Here is an 18,426-nt window from a genome sequence, read left to right as displayed (position 1 = left end):
TTATCACACATCGGTTTTTTAAAGTCAGGTGAGTTTTTCTGGTGTTTTTGTTTCTGAAAGCCACCACCCATGGACGATTTCACTGCCCGTACAGACGCCGTGCAACAAAAAAAGGGCCCGCAGGCCCTTTGAGTGATCGGGATCCGGCCCTTACTCGGCCTGCTCGCGCTCGATGGCACGCCAGCCGATGTCCTTGCGATAGAAGATGCCGTCCCACTGGATGCGGCCAGCCAGGGCATAGGCCCGCTGCTGGGCTTCCTGCACCGTGTGGCCGAGGGCGGTGGCGCACAGCACGCGGCCACCCTGGGTCAGGCTGGTGTGTCCTTCCAGGCGGGTGCCTGCATGGAACACCTTCTCCCCTGCCACTTCGTCCACCGGCAGACCGCTGATGGGGTGGTTGCTGGTGTAGTCGCCGGGATAGCCACCCGCCGCCAGCACCACGCCGATGGCGGCACGGGGGTCATAGACGGCTTCCTTCTGATCCAGCTGGCCGGCGCAGGCGGCGAGGCAGAGATCCACCAGATCGGACTGCATCCGCAGCATGATGGGCTGGGTTTCGGGGTCGCCGAAGCGGCAGTTGAACTCGATCACCTTGGGGTTGCCCTCGGCATCGATCATCAGGCCGGCGTAGAGGAAGCCGGTGTAGACGTTGCCCTCGGCCGCCATGCCGCGCACGGTCGGCATGATCACCCGCTCCATCACGCGCTGGTGCACTTCGTCGGTCACCACGGGGGCCGGGGAGTAAGCCCCCATGCCGCCGGTGTTGGGGCCGGTGTCGCCGTCGAAGGCGCGCTTGTGATCCTGGCTGGTGGCCATGGGCAGCACGTGCTCGCCGTCCACCATGACGATGAAGCTCGCCTCTTCCCCGTCCAGGAACTCCTCGATCACCACCCGGGCGCCGGCATCGCCGAAGGCATTGCCGGAGAGCATGTCACGCACCGCCGCTTCCGCCTCGTCGAGGGTCATGGCGACGATCACCCCTTTGCCGGCGGCCAGACCGTCGGCCTTGATGACGATGGGGGCGCCCTTCTCGCGCAGATAGGCCAGCGCCGGCTCCACCTCGGTGAAGTTCTGGTAATCGGCGGTGGGGATGGCGTGGCGGGCCAGGAAGTCCTTGGTGAAGGCCTTGGAGCCTTCCAGCTGGGCGGCGGCGGCGGTCGGGCCGAAGATGGTCTGATCGGCGGCGCGGAAGGCATCGACCACCCCTTTCACCAGGGGGGCTTCCGGCCCGACGATGGTGAGGCCGACCTGGTTCGCCTTGGCGAAGGCCAGCAGGCCCTCGATGTCGGTGGCCTGGATGGTGACGTTCTCGATGCCCGGCTCAAGCTGGGTGCCCGCATTGCCCGGTGCCACGAAGACCTGGGTCACCAGGGGGGAGTGTTTGGCCTTCCAGGCCAGGGCGTGTTCACGGCCGCCGTTGCCAATGATCAGTACTTTCATCGTCTCGCTCGCTTCTGTCTGAGTTCACTGGCGCTGCGGTGGCAACCTGCCAGTGGAAAGGATCCGGTGCTAAAGAGGCAGGGCCGCCATCGGCGGCCCTGGGCTGTCAGTGACGGAAATGACGCATGTTGGTGAACACCATGCACATGCCGTGTTCGTTGGCGGCGTCGATCACCTCCTGGTCGCGCATCGAGCCACCTGGCTGGATGACGCAGGAGATGCCCGCAGCAGCAGCGGCATCGATGCCGTCGCGGAACGGGAAGAAGGCGTCGGAGGCCATGACGGAGCCCGCCACGGTCAGCCCTTCATCCTCGGCCTTGATGCCGGCGATCTTGGCGGAGTAGACGCGGCTCATCTGGCCGGCGCCGACGCCGATGGTCTGGCCGTTCTTGGCGTAGACGATGGCGTTGGATTTGACGAACTTGGCGACCTTCCAGCAGAACAGCAGATCCTGCAGCTCGGCCTCGGTAGGCTGACGCTGGCTGACCACGGTCAGATCCCCGAGCGTCACCATGCCCAGATCGCGCTCCTGCACCAGCAGGCCGCCGTTGACGCGCTTGAAGTCAAAGCCTTGCGCCGGGGCAGTCCACTGGCCGCATTCCAGCAGGCGCACGTTCTGCTTGGCGGCGACCGCCTCGCGGGCTGCCTGGCTGATGCTGGGGGCGATGATCACTTCCACGAACTGGCGGGCGACGATGGCCGCAGCGGTCTCGCCGTCCAGTTCGCGGTTGAAGGCGATGATGCCGCCAAAGGCCGAGGTGGGGTCGGTCTGGTAGGCGCGATCGTAGGCTGCCAGCAGGTCGTCACCGATGGCGACGCCGCAGGGGTTGGCATGCTTGACGATGACGCAGGCCGGTTCGCTGAACTCCTTCACGCACTCCAGCGCCGCATCGGTGTCGGCAATGTTGTTGTAGGAGAGGGCCTTGCCCTGCAGCTGGATGGCGCTTGCCACCGAGCCCGGCGCGGCCTGCTCTTCGGCGTAGAAGGCGGCAGCCTGGTGGCTGTTCTCGCCGTAGCGCATGTCCTGCTTCTTGATGAACTGGCTGTTGAAGGTGCGGGGGAAGCGGGACTCTTCGTCGCCTTCCTTGTTTTCGCCGTAGGAGGGCACCAGGGTGCCGAAGTAGTTGGCAATCATGCCGTCGTAGGCGGCGGTGTGCTCGAAGGCGGCGATGGCCAGATCGAAGCGGGTGGAGAGGGTCAGGCTGTTGCCGTTGCCATCCATCTCGGCGATGACGCGGTCATAGTCTGAGGCCTTGACGACGATGGTGACGTCCTTGTGGTTCTTGGCAGCGGAGCGGACCATGGTCGGGCCGCCGATGTCGATGTTCTCGACGGCGTCTTCCAGGGTGCAACCGGCTTTGGCCACGGTGGCGGCGAAGGGATAGAGGTTGACGACGACCATGTCGATGGGGGAGATAGCGTGCTCGGCCATGATGGCGTCATCCCGGTCGCGACGGCCGAGAATACCGCCGTGTACCTTGGGATGCAGGGTCTTGACCCGGCCGTCCATCATCTCGGGGAATCCGGTGTAGTCGGACACCTCGGTCACCGGCAGGCCCGCATCGGCCAGCAGCTTGGCGGTACCACCGGTGGAGAGCAGGGCCACGCCACGCGCGTCGAGTGCCTTGGCAAATTCCAGGATGCCAGTCTTGTCAGACACACTCAGCAGTGCACGGCGAATGGGTCGAGCTTGTTCCATCACACTATCGTCCTCAGCATAACGGGGACCGTTCCATGGGAGGCGAGGCTCAACACACAGAGAGTCCCCAAATAAATGGAAGTGGGGGATTTCGCAAACCACTCTCGCCCGGGGCGGCCGTTGGCAAAAGCGTTTTAGGAAATGCCCGCTTGACGCGACGCTCTCTTGTGGGCGCGTATTCTACACAAAAAATGTGAGCCGTGGTGGATTTTTTAAAGAGGAAAACCCTTGTGGGATGCGGCGTTAAACGTTTTCTGGTGAATTTTTGTGAAACGTTTGTCTTTTCAGTGTTTTGGGGATAAATGGCCGGCAAGTGAGGGGTTAGCTGCTGCTTTCCTGCCTTTGACTGGCAATCGCCGGGCAAAGAGGTGATAGTGGAGGCCGGTTTATATTGAGTACCATGTCGGGAATGTCATGCGGGGGGAGAGGACCATGTATCGGATCGGTGAACTGGCCAAGGCGTGCGGGGTGAAGGCCGACACCCTGCGCTTTTATGAGAAGAACGGCCTCATCTCGCCGGGCATTCGCAACGAATCCGGCTATCGCCTCTACGGGGAGCAGGACAAGCGGCGGCTGGAGTTCATCATCCGCGCCAAGTCGGTGGGCTTCTCCCTCGCGGACATCGGCGAGCTGCTCGCCCTGGACACCAACAAGGCCAAGGTCACCTGCCAGGAGGTGAAGGCGGTGGCCGACACCAAGCTCGAACAGGTGGAGCAGAAGCTCCTGGAGCTGACCCGTTTTCGCGAGAACCTGAAGGCTCTCTCCGACATCTGCTGCGGCGGCCCGCGCTCGGCGGAGCACTGCGCCATCCTCGAGACCCTGGAGTCCGGCGCCCCTTCCCGCCACGAGCACCACGACCATGAGCACTGAGCTGCGTCGGCCCCGGGTCTCCGCCTTTCTCGCTCTCTCCCTCGACGGTTTCATCGCCGGGGAGGGGGGCGATCTGGCATGGCTGGCCCCCTATGGTGGCGACGGGCCGGAGGAGACCGGCTACAGCGCCCTGATGGCGAGCGCGGACACCCTGCTGATGGGGCGCAACACCTACGATATCGTGAGCGCCTTTCCCGAGTGGCCCTACGGGGACAAGCCGCTGGTGGTACTGACCCACAGGCCCGCCGACCCCCGTCCTCGGGTCTCCTTCCGGCAGGGGGCGCTGGCGCAGGTGCTGGACGAGTTGTGGCAGGGGGGAAGCCGTCACCTCTATCTGGATGGCGGGGAGCTGGTGAGGCAGGGTCTGCAGGGGGCCCTGGTGGACGAGCTGACCCTGTTCTGGGTGCCGGTCACCCTGGGGGGCGGGATCCCGCTCTTTACCGGGCCTCTCCCCACAGGGTTGAGACCGGTGTCGAGCGCCGTGCTGCCAAGCGGCCTGGTGCGGGTTATCTATCACCCCGCCTGACAGCTTGCACGGGGGAGGCAAGAGGCGCACAATCGGCGCGTTTTTCGCCACCTGCCCTTCCAGGCAGGGACGACAGGCAAACACGACAACCCCATCAAGGAGCCCATATGGCCAAGAAGAAGGTGACCTGTGTCACCGCCGAACCCGCCTGCGAACATCAGCGCGGCACCATTCAGGACAACCACCTCAAGGCACTGGTGACCTCCCCCCTGTTCCAGGCCCGGGTCGAGCCGAGCAAGAAGGGCAAGGGCAGCTATCAGCGCAAGGCCAAGCACGGCAAGCGGTGGGAGCCCGGCCAACAGCAGATGGTTAGCGTCTGCTGCTGAACGGGTTTCTGCTTTGGAACCTGTCCACGATCTTGCTGCGAGGCCGTGATCAAGGCTCATGTGCTGCTCGGAATCCTCATGTGTACTTACACACTCCGGTTCCTGCGCTGCTCTTCACCTTGCTGACAGCCCCTCGCGACAGACCGTGAACAGGTTCCTGGAACCAAAACAAGCGGGGCGCTCATGGCGCCCCGCTTGTGTTCCATCTGGTTAAAGGCGGTTGCCTCACTCGTCCATAAAGAGTTCGAGCAGCACGTTGAGGTAGCGATGCCCCAGGGACGTGAGCTGCCAGCTGTCGCCAAGATCCTCGATCAGCTCCTTGGTCCGGGCGATGGCGAGCATGGTCTCTACCCGCTCCAGCGGTAGCCCCGTGAAGGCCTCGAACTCCGCCTTGGGGGCCGGTTCAAACAACCTGAACCGGTTCATGAAGTACTCGAGCGGCAGATCGTCCGCACTCACCTGCCATTGGTTGTCCAGATAGGGGCGGCTCGGATCCAGATAACCTTTCGGATGCTTCACCTTGGCGGTGCGCAGGATCTGCTGGTTGGCAAGATCCGTCACCTTGCCGTGGGCGCCGCAGCCGATCCCCAGATAGTCGCCAAAGCGCCAGTAGTTGAGGTTATGGCGGCACTGATACCCCTCTTTGGCATAGGCCGAGATCTCGTACTGCTGATAGCCCTGGGCGGTCAGCATGGCGTGGCCCTGCTCGTAGATGTCCCACAGGGTGTCATCTTCCGGCAACGTGGGGGGCTTGGAGGCGAATGCCGTGTTCGGCTCTATGGTGAGCTGATACCAGGAGAGGTGCGGCGGCGCGCAGTCGATGGCCTGCTGCAGGTCGTAGAGCGCATCGTCCAGGCTCTGATCCGGCAGACCGTGCATCAGATCCAGGTTGAAGGTGGGAAGCGCGATGGCGTGGGCCAGTTCGGCGGCCTTGCGCGCCTCCTCGGGGCCGTGGATGCGGCCGAGCCGGGTCAATTTCTCCTGCTGGAAGCTCTGCACCCCGATGGAGATGCGATTGATGCCGGCCCGCTGGAAGCCGGCGAACTTGTCCGCCTCCACCGTGCCCGGGTTGGCCTCCATGGTGATCTCGCAGTCCGGGGTCAGTGCGATGCGTGCGCGCACCCCGTCCAGCAGCGCCTGCATGGCGTCGACGGAGAGCAGGCTCGGCGTGCCGCCACCGATAAAGATGGAGGAGAGGGGGCGCCCCTGGGCCCAGTGCAGATCCTGCTCCAGATCCTCCAGCAGGGCTGCCACGTACTCGAGGTGGGGCAGCTCCCCCTTCTGGGCGTGGGAATTGAAGTCGCAGTAGGGGCACTTCTGGACGCACCAGGGCACGTGGATATAGAGGGAGAGGGGCGGCAGTTGCAGCATGGGATTTCCAGTATTCAACAATCAAAAGGGGTCGGGTGGCCTTGGTTGCCGGTGACAACGGGCGGGGCGCCGCGAATGAAACGGGGGCCGACGGCCCCCATTGTAGATGACAACGCGGCGGGAGACAGCGCTTTAGTTGACCGCCGCCAGGGCCGCTTTGAGCTTGGCCAGGGCCTGGCCGCGGTGGCTGAGCTGGTTCTTGAGCTCCGCCGGCATCTGGGCCGAGGTGCAGTCGTGGTCGGGGACGAAGAACACGGGGTCGTAGCCGAAGCCGTGCTGGCCGCGCGGCTCGTCGATGATCATCCCCTCCCAGCTGGCCTGGCAGATGATGGGGGTGGGATCGTCGGCGTGGCGCATGTAGACCAGCACGCACCAGAAACGGGCGCTTTTCAGGTAATCCGGCGCGCCCTTGAGCTCGGCCAGCAGCTTGTCGATGTTCTCCTTGTCGCTGGCACCGGCACCGGCAAAACGGGCGGAGTAGACGCCGGGGCGGCCGTGCAGCAGATCCACTTCCAGGCCGGAGTCGTCGGCCACGGCGGGCAGGCCGGTGACGCGGGCGGCGTGGCGGGCCTTGATGATGGCATTCTCGACGAAGGTGGTGCCGGTCTCGTCGGCATCGGAGACTGCAAACTCGCTCTGCGGGATCACCTGGATCTTCATATCGGCCAGCATGGCGGCCAATTCCTTCACCTTTTTCTGGTTCCCTGTTGCCAGGACAAGCTTGTTCATCACACACCTCCGCAAAAATAATCTGCGCATTCTATGCGGGGGAGGGGTTTAGTAAAAGCGCCAATTGCCCGGGATCCGGTGCCAACGGGGGATCCGGGTTCCACCCCCTGAGAGGTGGAAGAGATACATGTTTCCAGTGGGGAATAACCGAAGTGATTAAATACCATTTCAATTCATTACTCTGAGTCAGTAGACTCGCGGCCCAATCGATATTCCTAGGGCTTGAGGTGACTGATGCCATTGATTCTTTTGCTTGTACTCCTGGTGTTGTTCAGCCCGCTGGCCATCGACATCTATCTGCCTGCCATCCCCCAGATGGCCGAGCAGCTGGGGGCCGAAGTGACCCTGATGCAGGGCACCATCACCTGGTTCCTGTTCAGCATGGGGCTGGGGCAACTGCTGGTGGGGCCGCTGGCCGATCGTTACGGGCGCAAACCCATTGCCCTTGGCGGTGTGTTGCTCTACGGCCTGAGCGCCCTGGCAGCCGGCTTTGCTGCCAACCTGGGCGAACTGATGCTGGCGCGAGTGCTGCAAGGCTTCGGGGCCTGCGCCACCTCGGTGGCCGCCTTCTCGGTGGTCCGTGACAGCTATGGCCCCAAGAAGAGCGGTCAGATGATCTCCTATCTGAACGGTGCCATCTGCTTCATCCCCGCACTGGCGCCCCTGCTGGGTGGCTGGCTCACCGCCAAGGCGGGCTGGTCGGCGAACTTCTGGTTCATGGCGGGTTATGCCGCCGTGGTCGGCAGCTGGCTGCTGTGGCGGATGCCGGAAACCCGTCCTGAGGAGACCAGCAGTGCTGGCCCGCTCATCAGCTGGTCCCGCTACAGCCCGGTGCTGCGCTCCCCGAGCTTCCTGTTCAACGCGGCGCTGTGCATGCTGGCGATGGCGGTGATCCTCGCCTACGTGACGGCGGCGCCGGTACAACTGATGGTAACCCTGGGGCTGGACATGAGTGGCTTCAGCTACTGGTTTACCGCCAATGCGGCCCTCAACATCCTGGCCTGCTTCCTGGCCCCGCGCTTCATCGCCCGGGTAGGGCCAAGACGGACCCTGCGCATCGGCCTGCTGGTGGTGCTGCTCTCCGCCATCACCCTGACCCTGGCCATGCACATCCCGCACCCGCTGGCCATGATGGGCCCGGTGTTCCTCTCCAGCATCGGCTTTGCGATGATCCTGGGCGCCGCCGCCGGTATGGCGCTGGCCCCCTTCGGCCACTGCGCCGGCACTGCTGCCGCCCTGCTCGGCCTGTTCCAGATGAGCGGCTCCGGCGCCCTGGTGGGGATCACCGGTTGGCTGATGCCGGATCCCCTGAGCCAGCTGGCCCTGCACATGTGGCTGCTGCTGCCCCCGCTGGTGATGCTGATGACCCGCCAGGGTCGCCGCTTGTGTTTGCAATAAATCCTGTGCTCTGATGAGCACACTCAGGGGGCCTTGAGCCCCCTTCTCTTTTTCAGGCGACCCGCCTGCCTCGCATGATCACAGACCCGTGGAGAAAACCGGATGAGCCACACAATCAACGCCGCCCTGGTGGGATACGGCTTCGCAGGACAGACCTTTCACGCCCCCTTCCTGGCCACGACCCCGGGCCTGACCCTGCGCTGGGCGGTGAGCCGGGATGCCGCCAAGGTTCAGGCCGCGTTGCCCGGCACCCGGGTCGGCACCCTGGAGCAGGTGCTGGCCGATGACAGCCTCGATCTGGTGGTGATCGCCACCCCCAACGACACCCATGCCCCCATCGCTCGCGAGGCCCTGCTGGCGGGCAAGCACGTGGTGATCGACAAGCCGTTCGCCCTGGATCTGGCCGAAGCGAAGGCGCTGGTCGAGTTGGCGGAGAAGCAGCAACGGCTGCTCAGTATCTTCCACAACCGACGCTGGGACGGGGATTTCCTCACGGTGCGCCGTCTGCTGGCGGAGGGGGCGCTGGGGCAAGTCGCCCAGTTCGAATCCCACTTCGACCGTTATCGCCCCGAGGTGCGCCAGCGCTGGCGCGAGGCGGGCGGCCCGGGCTCCGGTCTCTGGTTCGATCTCGGCCCTCATATCCTGGATCAATCGCTCCAGCTGTTCGGCCAGCCGGACTGGTTGCAGGCGGATCTGGGCAAGCAGCGCCCCGGGGCCCTGGCGGACGACTACTTCCATGTGGTGCTGGGTTATGGCGAGATGCGGGTCATTCTGCACGGCAGTTGTCTGGTGTCGGCCGTGATGCCCCGCTTCGTGGTGCACGGCAGTCAGGGCTCCTTCATCAAGTTCGGCATGGACGTGCAGGAGGAGCAGCTCAAGGAGGGCAAGCGGCCCCCGGCGGCGGACTGGGGCGTGGATCCCGCCCCCGGCCAGCTCAGCCAGATCCGGGACGGTCAGCTCCTGCAGCAGACCGTGGCTGGCGAAGCGGGGGACTACGGCGCCTACTATCGCGGTGTCTGCGCCGCCATCCGGGGAGAGGGGGAGAACCCGGTGCCGGCCGACGAGGCCCTGGCGGTGATGGCCTTGCTGGACCTGGCCCGGGAGAGCGACCAGCAGGGGCAGCGCCTGCCTTGTCAGAAGCTGTCTGACTGACGGCGTTATCCGGCAGCGCCGAGAGCCTGACAGAAAGACAATAGCTGACTGGCAATCGTCAGGTAATTGGCGATTTGTTGTGCGAATTTGGTGGTGAATGGGTGTTTTATATTAATATTTGTCGTTGCAGCAGTGTTTCTTATCATGCCAACGAGAAAATATCATTGTGATACGCGTTTTCATCGGCCGCATATGGGGATATATTTCGCGCGCCTTCGGGCTCCAGCGGCCGGTGTGCCGACAGGAGCCGGGGCGTACAGTGATGGTCCCTGCACCATCTCTCCATCTTTTTTTGAGGGTATGCACATGAACAAAGTACTGGTAGCCGGTATCCTGGGTCTGATGTTGACCGCCTGTGGTCAGAAAGAAGAAGCTGCCGCTCCGGCTGCGACCCCGGCCGCAGACGTTGCTGCCACTGTCGAGAAAGCCGCTAGCGAAGCGTCTGCTACCGTCGAGAAGGCTGCTTCCGAAGCTTCCGCTACTGTCGAGAAGGCTGCCGCTGACGTGGCCACCAAGGCTGAAGCTGCCGTGAGCGATGCCAAGGCCAACTAAGCCAGCACCTCATTGAAAAACGGGCCCGGCGCACTCGCGCCGGGCCCGTTTTTTTATGGCCATGGCGGGGCGTTGCCCGGTCAGCCGAGGGGTTCCACCAGCAGGATGTGGGAGTCGGCCCCCACCACCTTGACCCGGCTGCCGGCCGGCAGCGGCGCGTTGCAGCGCACCGTCCAGACGGTGTCGTCCAGATGCACCCGGCTCATCCCCTGGCTGACCTCGTCCAGCAGGGTCAGCTCGCGGCCCATGTAGCTTTGCATCCGCTCGTTGATGGGAGCGGCGGCATCCAGCCCGGAGCGATCCCGGCGATGCTGCCAGCGCCACCAGGCCCAGGTGGTGAGCAGGGATTGCAGGGCGAAGAGCAGCAACTGCGCCTGCCAGCCGAAGGGCCAGACCAGCAGCAAGAGTCCCACCTCCAGGGCGGCGATGCCGGTCCAGAGCAGGAAGCCCACCGACCCCATCACCTCGATGGCCAGCAGCACGAAGCCGAGCCCCAGCCAGTGCCAGTGGGTCAGCCCCTCGAACAGGGCTGTCATGATTTGCCCGCCTTGCCGTCTTTGTTGAACAGCTCGGCCATGCCCGCCACCGAGCCTATCAGGCTGCCCGCTTCCAGGGGCATCATGATGATCTTGCTGTTGGGGCCTTCACCGATGCGGGCCAGGGCCTCGGTGTATTTCTGGGCCACGAAGTAGTTGATGGCCTGCATGTCGCCCTCGGCGATCGCCTGGGAGACCATGTGGGTCGCCTTGGCTTCCGCCTCGGCGGCCCGCTCCCGCGCTTCGGCGGCGAGGAAGGCGGCCTGACGCTCACCCTCGGCTTTCAGGATCTGGGACTGCTTCTCCCCCTCGGCCTTCAAGATCTTGGACTGGCGCACCCCTTCGGCCTCCAGCACCTCGGCCCGCTTCTGGCGCTCGGCCTTCATCTGGGCGTTCATGGCTTCCACCAGGGCGAGGGGCGGTCGCACATCCTTGATCTCGATCCGGGTCACCTTGATGCCCCAGGGGGCGGTGGCCGCATCCATGGTGCGCAGCAGCTTCTCGTTGATGGTGTCGCGCTGGGAGAGCATCTCGTCCAGCTCCATGGCGCCGAGCACGGTCCGCATATTGGTCATGGTGAGATTGCGGATGGCGCTGGTGAGATCATTGACCTCGTAGCCCGCCTTGCGGGCATCCACCACCTGCACGAAGCTGATGGCGTCGATGGTGACGTTGGCGTTGTCCCGGGAGATCACCTCTTGGGCCGGGATGTCCAGCACCTGCTCCATCATGATGATCTTGTGGCCGATGCGGTCGATGTAGGGGATCAGCAGGTTGAGACCCGGGGAGAGGGTGCGGGTGTAGCGGCCGAAGCGCTCCACGGTCCAGTTGTAACCCTGGGGCACTATCTTGATGCCGGCACTCAGGGTGGCGAGTACCAGGAATATGAAGATCCCCAATACAATCAATGACTCATTCATGATTAAGCTCCTTATGAAACACTTTCACTAGCCTAGGGTCTGGTGCCATCCACCACAAGCAGATTCGCTTCTCTATTGCCGCCACACGGCTTTACTAATTACCAAAACGCATTAAAGAGCATTTTTTATTATTTTGAGGGATAAGCGCTCCTGCCTATAGTCGCCCCAGATGTCGCGATGCCGAGGAGCGGGCCCTGATGGATTATTTACCTATGTTTGCCAGGTTGGAAGGCCGCCCGGTACTGCTGGTGGGCGGGGGCGAGGTTGCCCTGCGCAAGGCGCGCCTGCTGCTGGCGGCAGGTGCCCGGATCACCCTGGTCTCTCCCGCGATCGAGCCCGAGTTCCATGAATTTGCCGGTCGCTTCACCCATGTGGCGGCGCGTTTCGACCCGGCCCACCTGGCAGGGCAGATCCTGGTGGTGGCCGCGACCGACGATCTCGAGGTCAATGCCCTGGTCTACCAGAGCGCCACCGAGCGCGGTCTGTTCGTCAACCTGGTGGATGACCCCGAGCGCTCCAGCTTTATCTTCCCCTCCATCATCGATCGCAGCCCCATCGTGGTGGCCGTCTCCAGCGGCGGCAAGGCCCCCGTGCTGGTGCGTCTGTTGCGCGAGCGGCTCGAGAGCCTGCTGCCCCGCCACCTCGGCGGTCTGGCGGAGCTCTCCGGCCGGGTGCGCCGCCGGGCCAAGCAGGTGCTGGCCTCCCTCTCCGATCGCCGCCGCTTCTGGGAGCGCGCCTTTGCCTCCAACACCCTGGCCGGTCTGATTGAGAAAGCCGATTGGCAGGGTGCCGAGCAGTGGCTGAACGAGGGACTGGACAAGGCCCGTACCGAAGTGGGCGAAGTGGTGCTGGTGGGGGCGGGCCCGGGAGATCCTGGCCTGCTGACCCTCAAGGCGCTGCAACAGATCCAGCAGGCCGAAGTGGTGCTCTATGACCAGCTGGTCTCCCCCGAGATCCTGGACCTGGTGCGCCGCGATGCCACCCTGGTGTCGGTCGGCAAGAAGGCGGGTGCCCACAGCGTGCCCCAGGAAGAGACCAATCGCCTCTTGGTGGAATACGCCAAAGCGGGCAACCGGGTGGTGCGCCTCAAGGGGGGCGATCCCTTCATGTTCGGCCGTGGCGGCGAGGAGCTGGAAGTGCTGGCCGAGGAGGGCATTCCCTTCTCCGTGGTGCCCGGCATCACCGCCGCCGCCGGTGCCACCGCCTATGCGGGCATTCCGCTCACCCACCGCGACCATGCCCAGAGCGCCGTCTTCATCACCGGCCACTGCCAGAAGGAGGGCAAGGAGCCCGACTGGCAGCAGCTTGCGGCCACCAACCAGACCCTGGTCATCTACATGGGGCTGATGCGCTCCGAGCATATCCAGCAGCAACTGGTGAGCCATGGCCGACGCGCCGCCACCCCCATCGCCATCATCGAGCGGGGCACCACGGCCCGTCAGCGGGTGCTGACCGGCACCCTGGCGGATCTGGCCGAGCTGGCCCAGCAGGCGGTGAGCCCGTCGCTTATCGTCATCGGTGAAGTGGTGGCCCTGCGCCAGCAACTCGCCTGGTTTGGCGAACAGGGGCAAGGGCAGGAGGCAGAAAGCGGCCACGAGCTCAAGCTGGTGAGCCTGACCTGAGAGGCGAGACCCGAATCGATTTGACGGTGCGGCCAAGGCGGCACCGAACTGAACCAACACCGCGCCCCGAGCAGGTGCGATAGCAATGAACCGAGGACCCAGACATGGACCGTGAAAGACTGACCCAACTGCAGCCATCCGATGCACAGAGCATCCGTGCAGGTGTCACCCGCGAGCGACTGACTCACCTGCAGCAACTGGAAGCCGAGAGCATCCATATCATCCGCGAGGTGGCCGCCGAATTTGAAAACCCGGTGATGATGTACTCCATCGGCAAGGACTCCTCCGTCATGCTGCACCTGGCCCGCAAGGCCTTCTACCCGGGCAAGATCCCCTTCCCCCTGCTCCACGTGGACACCAACTGGAAGTTCAAGGAGATGATCAAGTTCCGGGACGAGACCGCCAAGAAGTACGGGCTGGATCTCATCGTCCACAAGAACCCGGATGGTCTGGCCATGGACATCAACCCCTTCGTGCACGGCAGCAGCAAGCACACCGACATCATGAAGACCGAGGGGCTCAAGCAGGCGCTCAACAAATACGGCTTCGATGCCGCCTTCGGTGGTGCCCGTCGCGACGAGGAGAAATCCCGCGCCAAGGAGCGTGTCTACTCCTTCCGCGACAAGTCCCACCGCTGGGATCCGAAGAACCAGCGCCCGGAGCTGTGGCGCGTCTACAACAGCCAGGTCAACAAGGGGGAGAGCATCCGTGTCTTCCCGCTCTCCAACTGGACCGAGCTGGACATCTGGCAATACATCTATCTCGAGAACATCGACATCGTGCCGCTCTACTTCGCGGCCATGCGCCCTGTGGTGGATCGCGGCGGCATCAAGATCATGGTGGATGACGATCGCATGCCCATCGGCCCGGAAGACGAAGTGAAGCAGGAGCTGGTGCGCTTCCGTACCCTCGGCTGCTACCCGCTGACCGGGGCCATCGAATCCAATGCCACCACCCTGCCGGAGATCATCGAAGAGATGCTGATCACCACCTCGAGCGAGCGGCAAGGGCGGCTCATCGACCACGATCAGGCCGGCTCCATGGAGCAGAAGAAGCGTCAGGGCTATTTCTAAAAAAATGTTCTAAGGAATCGCAACATGAACAACCACATTCAGACCGCCATCAGCGAACAGGGCATTGAAGCCTACCTGCACGCCCAGCAGCACAAGAGCCTGCTGCGTTTTCTCACCTGCGGCAGCGTGGACGACGGCAAGAGCACCCTCATCGGCCGCCTGCTGCACGACTCCCAGCAGATCTATGAAGATCAGCTCAAAGCGCTGGAGTCCGACAGCCAGAAGCTCGGCACCACCGGCGAGAAGCTGGACCTGGCCCTGCTGGTGGACGGCCTGCAGGCCGAGCGCGAGCAGGGCATCACCATCGACGTGGCCTACCGCTATTTCTCCACCGCCAAGCGCAAATTTATCATCTCGGATACCCCGGGCCACGAGCAGTACACTCGCAACATGGCCACCGGCGCCTCCACCTGCGATCTGGCCATCATCCTGATCGACGCCCGCAAGGGGGTGTTGGATCAGACCCGTCGCCACAGCTTTATCGCCAGCCTGCTTGGCATCAAGCAGTTCGTGGTGGCGGTCAACAAGATGGACCTGGTGGAGTTCAGCCAGGAGGTGTTCGAGCGCATCAGCTTGGAGTATCGCAAATTCGCCAAGAAGCTCAGCGTCGACACCATCCATATCGTGCCGGTCTCGGCGCTGGACGGTGACAACGTGGTCAACCCAAGCGACAAGCTGGCCTGGTATCAGGGCGAAACCTTGCTCTCTCTGTTGGAGTCTGCCGAAGTGGAGCGCGAGCTGGAGCGTCATCCGGTGCGCCTGCCGGTGCAGTACGTGAACCGCCCCAACCTCGATTTTCGCGGCTTCGCAGGCACCCTGGCCTCCGGCATCCTGCGGGTCGGCGACCGCCTGGCCGTGCTGCCCTCCGGCAAGGAGAGCACGGTGACTCGCATCGTCACCTTCGACGGCGATCTCGACTACGCCCTGCCGGGTCAAGCCATCACGGTCACCTTCGCCGATGAGATCGACATCAGCCGTGGCGACCTGCTGGTGGACGCCGCCAGAAAACCGCTGGTGACCCAGAACCTGCTGGCCCACATCGTCTGGATGGGGGAGGAGTCCCTGCAACCGGGCCGGGTCTATGACGTCAAGCTGGCCACCAAGAAGAGTCGCGGCCAGGTGGAGGCCATCCGTCACCGTATCGAGATCAACAAGCTCGATGAGCTGGATGCGAGCGAACTCAAGCTCAACGAAATTGGCCTGTGCGAGCTGAGCCTGACCGACCCGGTGGCGTTCGACCCGTATCAGGAGATCCGCGATACCGGCAGCTTCATCCTCATTGACCGGCTGACCAACGTCACCGTCGGTGCCGGCATGATAGTGGAAGGGCTGGCGGCCAAGGTGATGGCAGGACAATACAGCGAGTTCGAAGTGGAGCTCAACGCCCTGGTGCGCAAGCACTTCCCCCACTGGCAGGCGCTGACCATCAGCAACGATTCCGGCAAGGAGTAAGCCCATGACCTGGCAACAATCCCTGGTGCTGGGTCTGCTGGCTGCCCTCGTCGCCCTGCTGATCCAGGGCAAACTCCGGCCGGCGCTGCTCTTCTCGGGCGCCGTGCTCATCACCTACCTGAGTGGCCTGGCGGACATCAACGCCGTGGTGGCGGGCTACACCAACAGCGCCCTGCTGACCCTGGTGTTGTTGCTGCTGGTGTCGCTCGCGGTGGAGAAGACCCGGGTCATGAGCTGGTTTGCCAACCTGGTGGGCACCGGCTCCTTCAACAAGGTGCTGGTGAAGGTGTGGTTTTCCACCGCCTTCCTGTCGGCGTTCGTCAACAACACCGCCGTGGTGGCGTCCATGCTGGGGGCGGTCAAGCGCAACCCCAACCATGCGCCCTCACGGCTGCTGTTGCCCATGTGCTTCGCGGCGACCTTTGGCGGTGTGCTGACCCTGATCGGCACCTCCACCAACCTCATCGTCAACAGCTTCCTCATCAAAATGGGGGCCAAGCCGCTCGGCATGTTCGACTTCTTTATGGTGGGGGCGGGGACCCTGCTGACCGGCCTCATCGCCGTGTTGCTGTTTGCCCGCCACCTGCCGGAGCAGGACACCGAGATGAGCCGGGAATCCGGCTATTTTCTCGAAGCCAAGGTGGGCCCCGGCTCGCCGATGGCCGGGCGCAGCGTCAAGGAGAACGGCCTGCGCAGCCTGAAAAGCCTCTATCTTGCCGAGATCATCCGGGGCAACCAGGTGATCTGCCCGGTGCAGCCGGAACACGAGCTGCACGAGGGGGACATGCTGCTGTTTTGCGGCGACGTGGAGAGCGTCGGCGTATTGCAGGAGCTCAAGGGGCTGGATCTCTACGGCCAGCACCGCCTCAACGGCCAGCACCTGGTGGAGGTGATCGTCAGCCACAGCTCGCGCCTGGTGGGTCAGACCATCAAGGATGCGGAGTTTCGCACCCACTTCGATGCGGTGGTGCTGGCGGTGCGCCGGGGCGAGACCCAGCTCACCGGCGGCCTCGGCCAGATTGAACTGCACGCAGGGGATACCCTGCTGCTGGCCCCCGGCCCCAAGTTTGCTGGCAACAAGTCCCTCTCCCGGGAGTTCGTGGTGGTGAGCGGGCTGGAGGCCTCCACCCGGCTCGATGCCACGCGCAGCGCCGCCGTGGTGGTGGGGTTCCTCGGGGTGCTGACCCTGTCGGTGCTCGATCTGGTGCCGCTGTTCAAGGGCTTGCTGGTGATGTTGGTGGTGCTGCTGTTCTCCCGCATCCTGACCCTGGACGAGATCCGCCGCCGTTTTCCGCTGGATATCTGGCTGGTGGTGGGCGGGGCCCTCGCCATCGCCGATCAGCTGGAGAAGAGCGGCCTGGCCAAGCTCATCGCCGACTGGCTGATGGGGGAGTTCAACGGGGCCAGTCCCTTTATCGCCTTCGTGGGGATCTATCTGTTTACCCTGGTGCTGACGGAGCTGATGAGCAACAACGCGGCGGCGGCGCTGGCCTTCCCCATGGGATTCCAGCTGGCGCTCAGCATGGACGTCTCCACCATGCCGTTCATTCTGGCGGTGCTGTTCGGGGCGAGCTCCAGCTTTATCCTGCCCTACGGCTACCAGACCAACCTGATGGTCTATGCGGCGGGCAACTACAAGATGCCGGATTACCTCAGGCTGGCGGTGCCGGTCTCCCTGGCCTACAGCATCGGGGTGATCGTCATGGTGCCCCTGCTGTTTCCGTTTTAAGGTCTGATACCGGGGGATGTGTTAAGGGCTGCTTATGTTAACGCAGCTTTTATCAAGGCTGCTTATGATGCAGGGGAGTGCCAGGGCACTGGCATCCAGGCGTGAGCGCCAATCAGGGGGGTGCATGCGCAATATCAGGGCATCAGTACCTTGCCGCCTCATCGCGAGGCGGCTCCCCGCGGTAGCGGACAGTGTCAGTATTGAGGCGTGAGCGCCGATCAAGGAGTGTTGGATGAGCAATGCCATGGCATCAGCACCTTGCCGCCTCATCGCGAGGCGGCTTCCCGCGGTAGCGGACAGTTTTCAGTATTGCGGCGTGAGCGCCAATCAAGGAGTGTTGGATGAGCAATATCGTGTGGCATCAGCATGCCGTCGACAAACAGAGCCGGGCCGAGCAGAAGGGGCAAAAGCCCCTGGTGATCTGGTTCACCGGGCTCTCCGGGGCGGGCAAGTCCACCCTGGCGGGGGCGCTGGAGCAGGCGCTGGCCGCCTCGGGCAAGCACACCTATCTGCTGGATGGGGACAATGTGCGCCACGGCCTCTGTGGCGATCTCGGCTTCGATGACGCGGCCCGTCAGGAGAATATCCGCCGGGTCGGCGAGGTGGCGAAGCTGATGGTGGACGCGGGCCTGATCGTCCTCACCGCCTTTATCTCGCCGTTCCGCGCCGAACGGGATCTGGTACGCAGCCTCCTGGGTGCCGACGAATTCGTCGAGGTGTTTGTGGATGCGCCGCTCGCCGTCTGTGAAGAGCGCGACCCCAAGGGGCTCTACAAGAAGGCGCGGGCGGGGGAGATCCGCAACTTTACCGGCATCGACTCCGCTTATGAGGCGCCGGAACAGCCGGAGATCCATCTGCTTAATGCCGGCAAGCCGGTGGCAGCGCTGGTGGATGAACTGCTGAGCGCACTGCGACAGCGGGGGTTAAACGATTAAGTGTATGGAGATGGTATTCACCTGACAGTTGCCCACAAAAGGGAGTGGTCATACGGCTTCAAACCGGATAACAAAACGGTACCCCTACCGTGTTAT

17 protein-coding genes are annotated in these 18,426 nt (G+C 63.6%); 11 read left to right on the top strand and 6 right to left on the bottom strand.

The genetic code is table 11. The annotated features are described in order from the left end of the window. Positions 1–150: 150 nt before the first annotated feature. Together purD and purH are read right to left on the bottom strand one after the other, a co-directional pair. Positions 151–1,440: a phosphoribosylamine--glycine ligase gene (gene purD / locus AB5Y54_RS07045; RefSeq protein WP_368153404.1), complete on the bottom strand. Its 1,290-nt coding sequence runs from the start codon at positions 1,438–1,440 to the stop codon at positions 151–153. A gap of 106 nt (positions 1,441–1,546) precedes the next feature. Next, on the bottom strand, positions 1,547–3,139 hold the full coding sequence (gene purH, locus AB5Y54_RS07040) for a bifunctional phosphoribosylaminoimidazolecarboxamide formyltransferase/IMP cyclohydrolase (RefSeq protein WP_010675610.1): 1,593 nt from the start codon (positions 3,137–3,139) through the stop codon (positions 1,547–1,549). Positions 3,140–3,571: 432 nt separating this feature from the next. Between purH and zntR the strand changes: the two genes are divergently transcribed. The 3 genes from zntR (at position 3,572) to AB5Y54_RS07025 (ending at position 4,861) form a co-directional block, all read left to right on the top strand. After that, a complete protein-coding gene (zntR, locus tag AB5Y54_RS07035; RefSeq protein ID WP_010675609.1) occupies positions 3,572–4,009 on the top strand; it encodes a Zn(2+)-responsive transcriptional regulator in 438 nt (145 codons plus the stop codon). Then, positions 3,999–4,535, top strand: a complete 537-nt coding sequence (locus AB5Y54_RS07030) for a dihydrofolate reductase family protein (protein WP_223924681.1) — start codon at positions 3,999–4,001, stop codon at positions 4,533–4,535. The genes zntR and AB5Y54_RS07030 overlap by 11 nt, the downstream gene beginning before the upstream one ends. 107 nt (positions 4,536–4,642) lie before the next feature. Then, a complete protein-coding gene (locus tag AB5Y54_RS07025) occupies positions 4,643–4,861 on the top strand; it encodes an alternative ribosome-rescue factor A (protein WP_043155935.1) in 219 nt (72 codons plus the stop codon). A 225-nt stretch (positions 4,862–5,086) separates the two neighbouring features. Here the strand turns inward: AB5Y54_RS07025 and hemW are convergent, their stop codons facing one another. Both hemW and rdgB read right to left on the bottom strand, forming a co-directional pair. Then, a complete protein-coding gene (gene hemW / locus AB5Y54_RS07020) occupies positions 5,087–6,232 on the bottom strand; it encodes a radical SAM family heme chaperone HemW (RefSeq protein WP_048208368.1) in 1,146 nt (381 codons plus the stop codon). Positions 6,233–6,364: 132 nt separating this feature from the next. Continuing rightward, positions 6,365–6,961 (bottom strand): RdgB/HAM1 family non-canonical purine NTP pyrophosphatase, encoded by a 597-nt coding sequence (gene rdgB / locus AB5Y54_RS07015; protein WP_010675605.1) that lies wholly within the window; start codon positions 6,959–6,961, stop codon positions 6,365–6,367. A 234-nt stretch (positions 6,962–7,195) separates the two neighbouring features. On the opposite strand from rdgB, the gene AB5Y54_RS07010 reads away from it, so the two are divergent. The 3 genes from AB5Y54_RS07010 to AB5Y54_RS07000 all read left to right on the top strand — a co-directional run bounded on the left by AB5Y54_RS07010 (position 7,196) and on the right by AB5Y54_RS07000 (position 10,063). Continuing rightward, entirely contained in the window at positions 7,196–8,359 is a 1,164-nt protein-coding gene (locus AB5Y54_RS07010; RefSeq protein ID WP_323949166.1) for a multidrug effflux MFS transporter, read from the top strand. Between the two features lie 102 nt (positions 8,360–8,461). Beyond that, a complete protein-coding gene (locus tag AB5Y54_RS07005) occupies positions 8,462–9,511 on the top strand; it encodes an oxidoreductase (RefSeq protein WP_134997331.1) in 1,050 nt (349 codons plus the stop codon). 306 nt (positions 9,512–9,817) lie between these two features. Next, entirely contained in the window at positions 9,818–10,063 is a 246-nt protein-coding gene (locus AB5Y54_RS07000; protein WP_010675602.1) for a hypothetical protein, read from the top strand. Between the two features lie 80 nt (positions 10,064–10,143). Here the strand turns inward: AB5Y54_RS07000 and AB5Y54_RS06995 are convergent, their stop codons facing one another. Both AB5Y54_RS06995 and AB5Y54_RS06990 read right to left on the bottom strand, forming a co-directional pair. Next, on the bottom strand, positions 10,144–10,599 hold the full coding sequence (locus tag AB5Y54_RS06995) for an NfeD family protein (RefSeq protein WP_010675601.1): 456 nt from the start codon (positions 10,597–10,599) through the stop codon (positions 10,144–10,146). After that, a complete protein-coding gene (locus AB5Y54_RS06990; RefSeq protein WP_029314806.1) occupies positions 10,596–11,519 on the bottom strand; it encodes an SPFH domain-containing protein in 924 nt (307 codons plus the stop codon). The genes AB5Y54_RS06995 and AB5Y54_RS06990 overlap by 4 nt, the downstream gene beginning before the upstream one ends. Positions 11,520–11,716: 197 nt before the next feature. Here AB5Y54_RS06990 and cysG point away from each other — a divergent pair, with 197 nt between their 5' ends. The 5 genes from cysG (at position 11,717) to cysC (ending at position 18,330) form a co-directional block, all read left to right on the top strand. Next, positions 11,717–13,141, top strand: a complete 1,425-nt coding sequence (gene cysG, locus AB5Y54_RS06985) for a siroheme synthase CysG (RefSeq protein ID WP_330143871.1) — start codon at positions 11,717–11,719, stop codon at positions 13,139–13,141. A gap of 104 nt (positions 13,142–13,245) precedes the next feature. Then, positions 13,246–14,214 (top strand): sulfate adenylyltransferase subunit CysD, encoded by a 969-nt coding sequence (gene cysD, locus AB5Y54_RS06980; protein WP_104454738.1) that lies wholly within the window; start codon positions 13,246–13,248, stop codon positions 14,212–14,214. A 24-nt stretch (positions 14,215–14,238) separates the two neighbouring features. Continuing rightward, positions 14,239–15,666 carry a sulfate adenylyltransferase subunit CysN gene (gene cysN, locus AB5Y54_RS06975; protein WP_368153403.1) on the top strand — a complete coding sequence of 476 codons (1,428 nt, stop codon included), beginning with the start codon at positions 14,239–14,241 and terminating at the stop codon, positions 15,664–15,666. A 4-nt stretch (positions 15,667–15,670) separates the two neighbouring features. Beyond that, positions 15,671–17,395 carry an SLC13 family permease gene (locus AB5Y54_RS06970; RefSeq protein ID WP_104452287.1) on the top strand — a complete coding sequence of 575 codons (1,725 nt, stop codon included), beginning with the start codon at positions 15,671–15,673 and terminating at the stop codon, positions 17,393–17,395. A gap of 341 nt (positions 17,396–17,736) precedes the next feature. Further along, positions 17,737–18,330 (top strand): adenylyl-sulfate kinase, encoded by a 594-nt coding sequence (gene cysC, locus AB5Y54_RS06965; protein WP_368153402.1) that lies wholly within the window; start codon positions 17,737–17,739, stop codon positions 18,328–18,330. The last annotated feature ends 96 nt before the right edge of the window (positions 18,331–18,426 follow it).

It is taken from the genome of Aeromonas sp. s9, assembly GCF_040907765.1.
GTDB lineage: Bacteria > Pseudomonadota > Gammaproteobacteria > Enterobacterales > Aeromonadaceae > Aeromonas > Aeromonas caviae.
This window is presented reverse-complemented; position numbering and strand designations above follow the sequence as displayed.

Bases quoted from the DNA above. Each gene is read 5' to 3' on its own strand.
- zntR (WP_010675609.1), top strand. From the start codon at position 3,572: ATGTATCGGATCGGTGAACTGGCCAAGGCGTGCGGGGTGAAGGCCGAC.
- AB5Y54_RS06970 (WP_104452287.1), top strand. From the start codon at position 15,671: ATGACCTGGCAACAATCCCTGGTGCTGGGTCTGCTGGCTGCCCTCGTC.
- AB5Y54_RS07005 (WP_134997331.1), top strand. From the start codon at position 8,462: ATGAGCCACACAATCAACGCCGCCCTGGTGGGATACGGCTTCGCAGGA.
- AB5Y54_RS06995 (WP_010675601.1), bottom strand. From the start codon at position 10,599: ATGACAGCCCTGTTCGAGGGGCTGACCCACTGGCACTGGCTGGGGCTC.
- cysN (WP_368153403.1), top strand. From the start codon at position 14,239: ATGAACAACCACATTCAGACCGCCATCAGCGAACAGGGCATTGAAGCC.
- rdgB (WP_010675605.1), bottom strand. From the start codon at position 6,961: ATGAACAAGCTTGTCCTGGCAACAGGGAACCAGAAAAAGGTGAAGGAA.
- AB5Y54_RS07025 (WP_043155935.1), top strand. From the start codon at position 4,643: ATGGCCAAGAAGAAGGTGACCTGTGTCACCGCCGAACCCGCCTGCGAA.
- purD (WP_368153404.1), bottom strand. From the start codon at position 1,440: ATGAAAGTACTGATCATTGGCAACGGCGGCCGTGAACACGCCCTGGCC.
- AB5Y54_RS07030 (WP_223924681.1), top strand. From the start codon at position 3,999: ATGAGCACTGAGCTGCGTCGGCCCCGGGTCTCCGCCTTTCTCGCTCTC.
- cysG (WP_330143871.1), top strand. From the start codon at position 11,717: ATGGATTATTTACCTATGTTTGCCAGGTTGGAAGGCCGCCCGGTACTG.
- cysD (WP_104454738.1), top strand. From the start codon at position 13,246: ATGGACCGTGAAAGACTGACCCAACTGCAGCCATCCGATGCACAGAGC.
- purH (WP_010675610.1), bottom strand. From the start codon at position 3,139: ATGGAACAAGCTCGACCCATTCGCCGTGCACTGCTGAGTGTGTCTGAC.
- hemW (WP_048208368.1), bottom strand. From the start codon at position 6,232: ATGCTGCAACTGCCGCCCCTCTCCCTCTATATCCACGTGCCCTGGTGC.
- cysC (WP_368153402.1), top strand. From the start codon at position 17,737: ATGAGCAATATCGTGTGGCATCAGCATGCCGTCGACAAACAGAGCCGG.
- AB5Y54_RS06990 (WP_029314806.1), bottom strand. From the start codon at position 11,519: ATGAATGAGTCATTGATTGTATTGGGGATCTTCATATTCCTGGTACTC.
- AB5Y54_RS07000 (WP_010675602.1), top strand. From the start codon at position 9,818: ATGAACAAAGTACTGGTAGCCGGTATCCTGGGTCTGATGTTGACCGCC.
- AB5Y54_RS07010 (WP_323949166.1), top strand. From the start codon at position 7,196: ATGCCATTGATTCTTTTGCTTGTACTCCTGGTGTTGTTCAGCCCGCTG.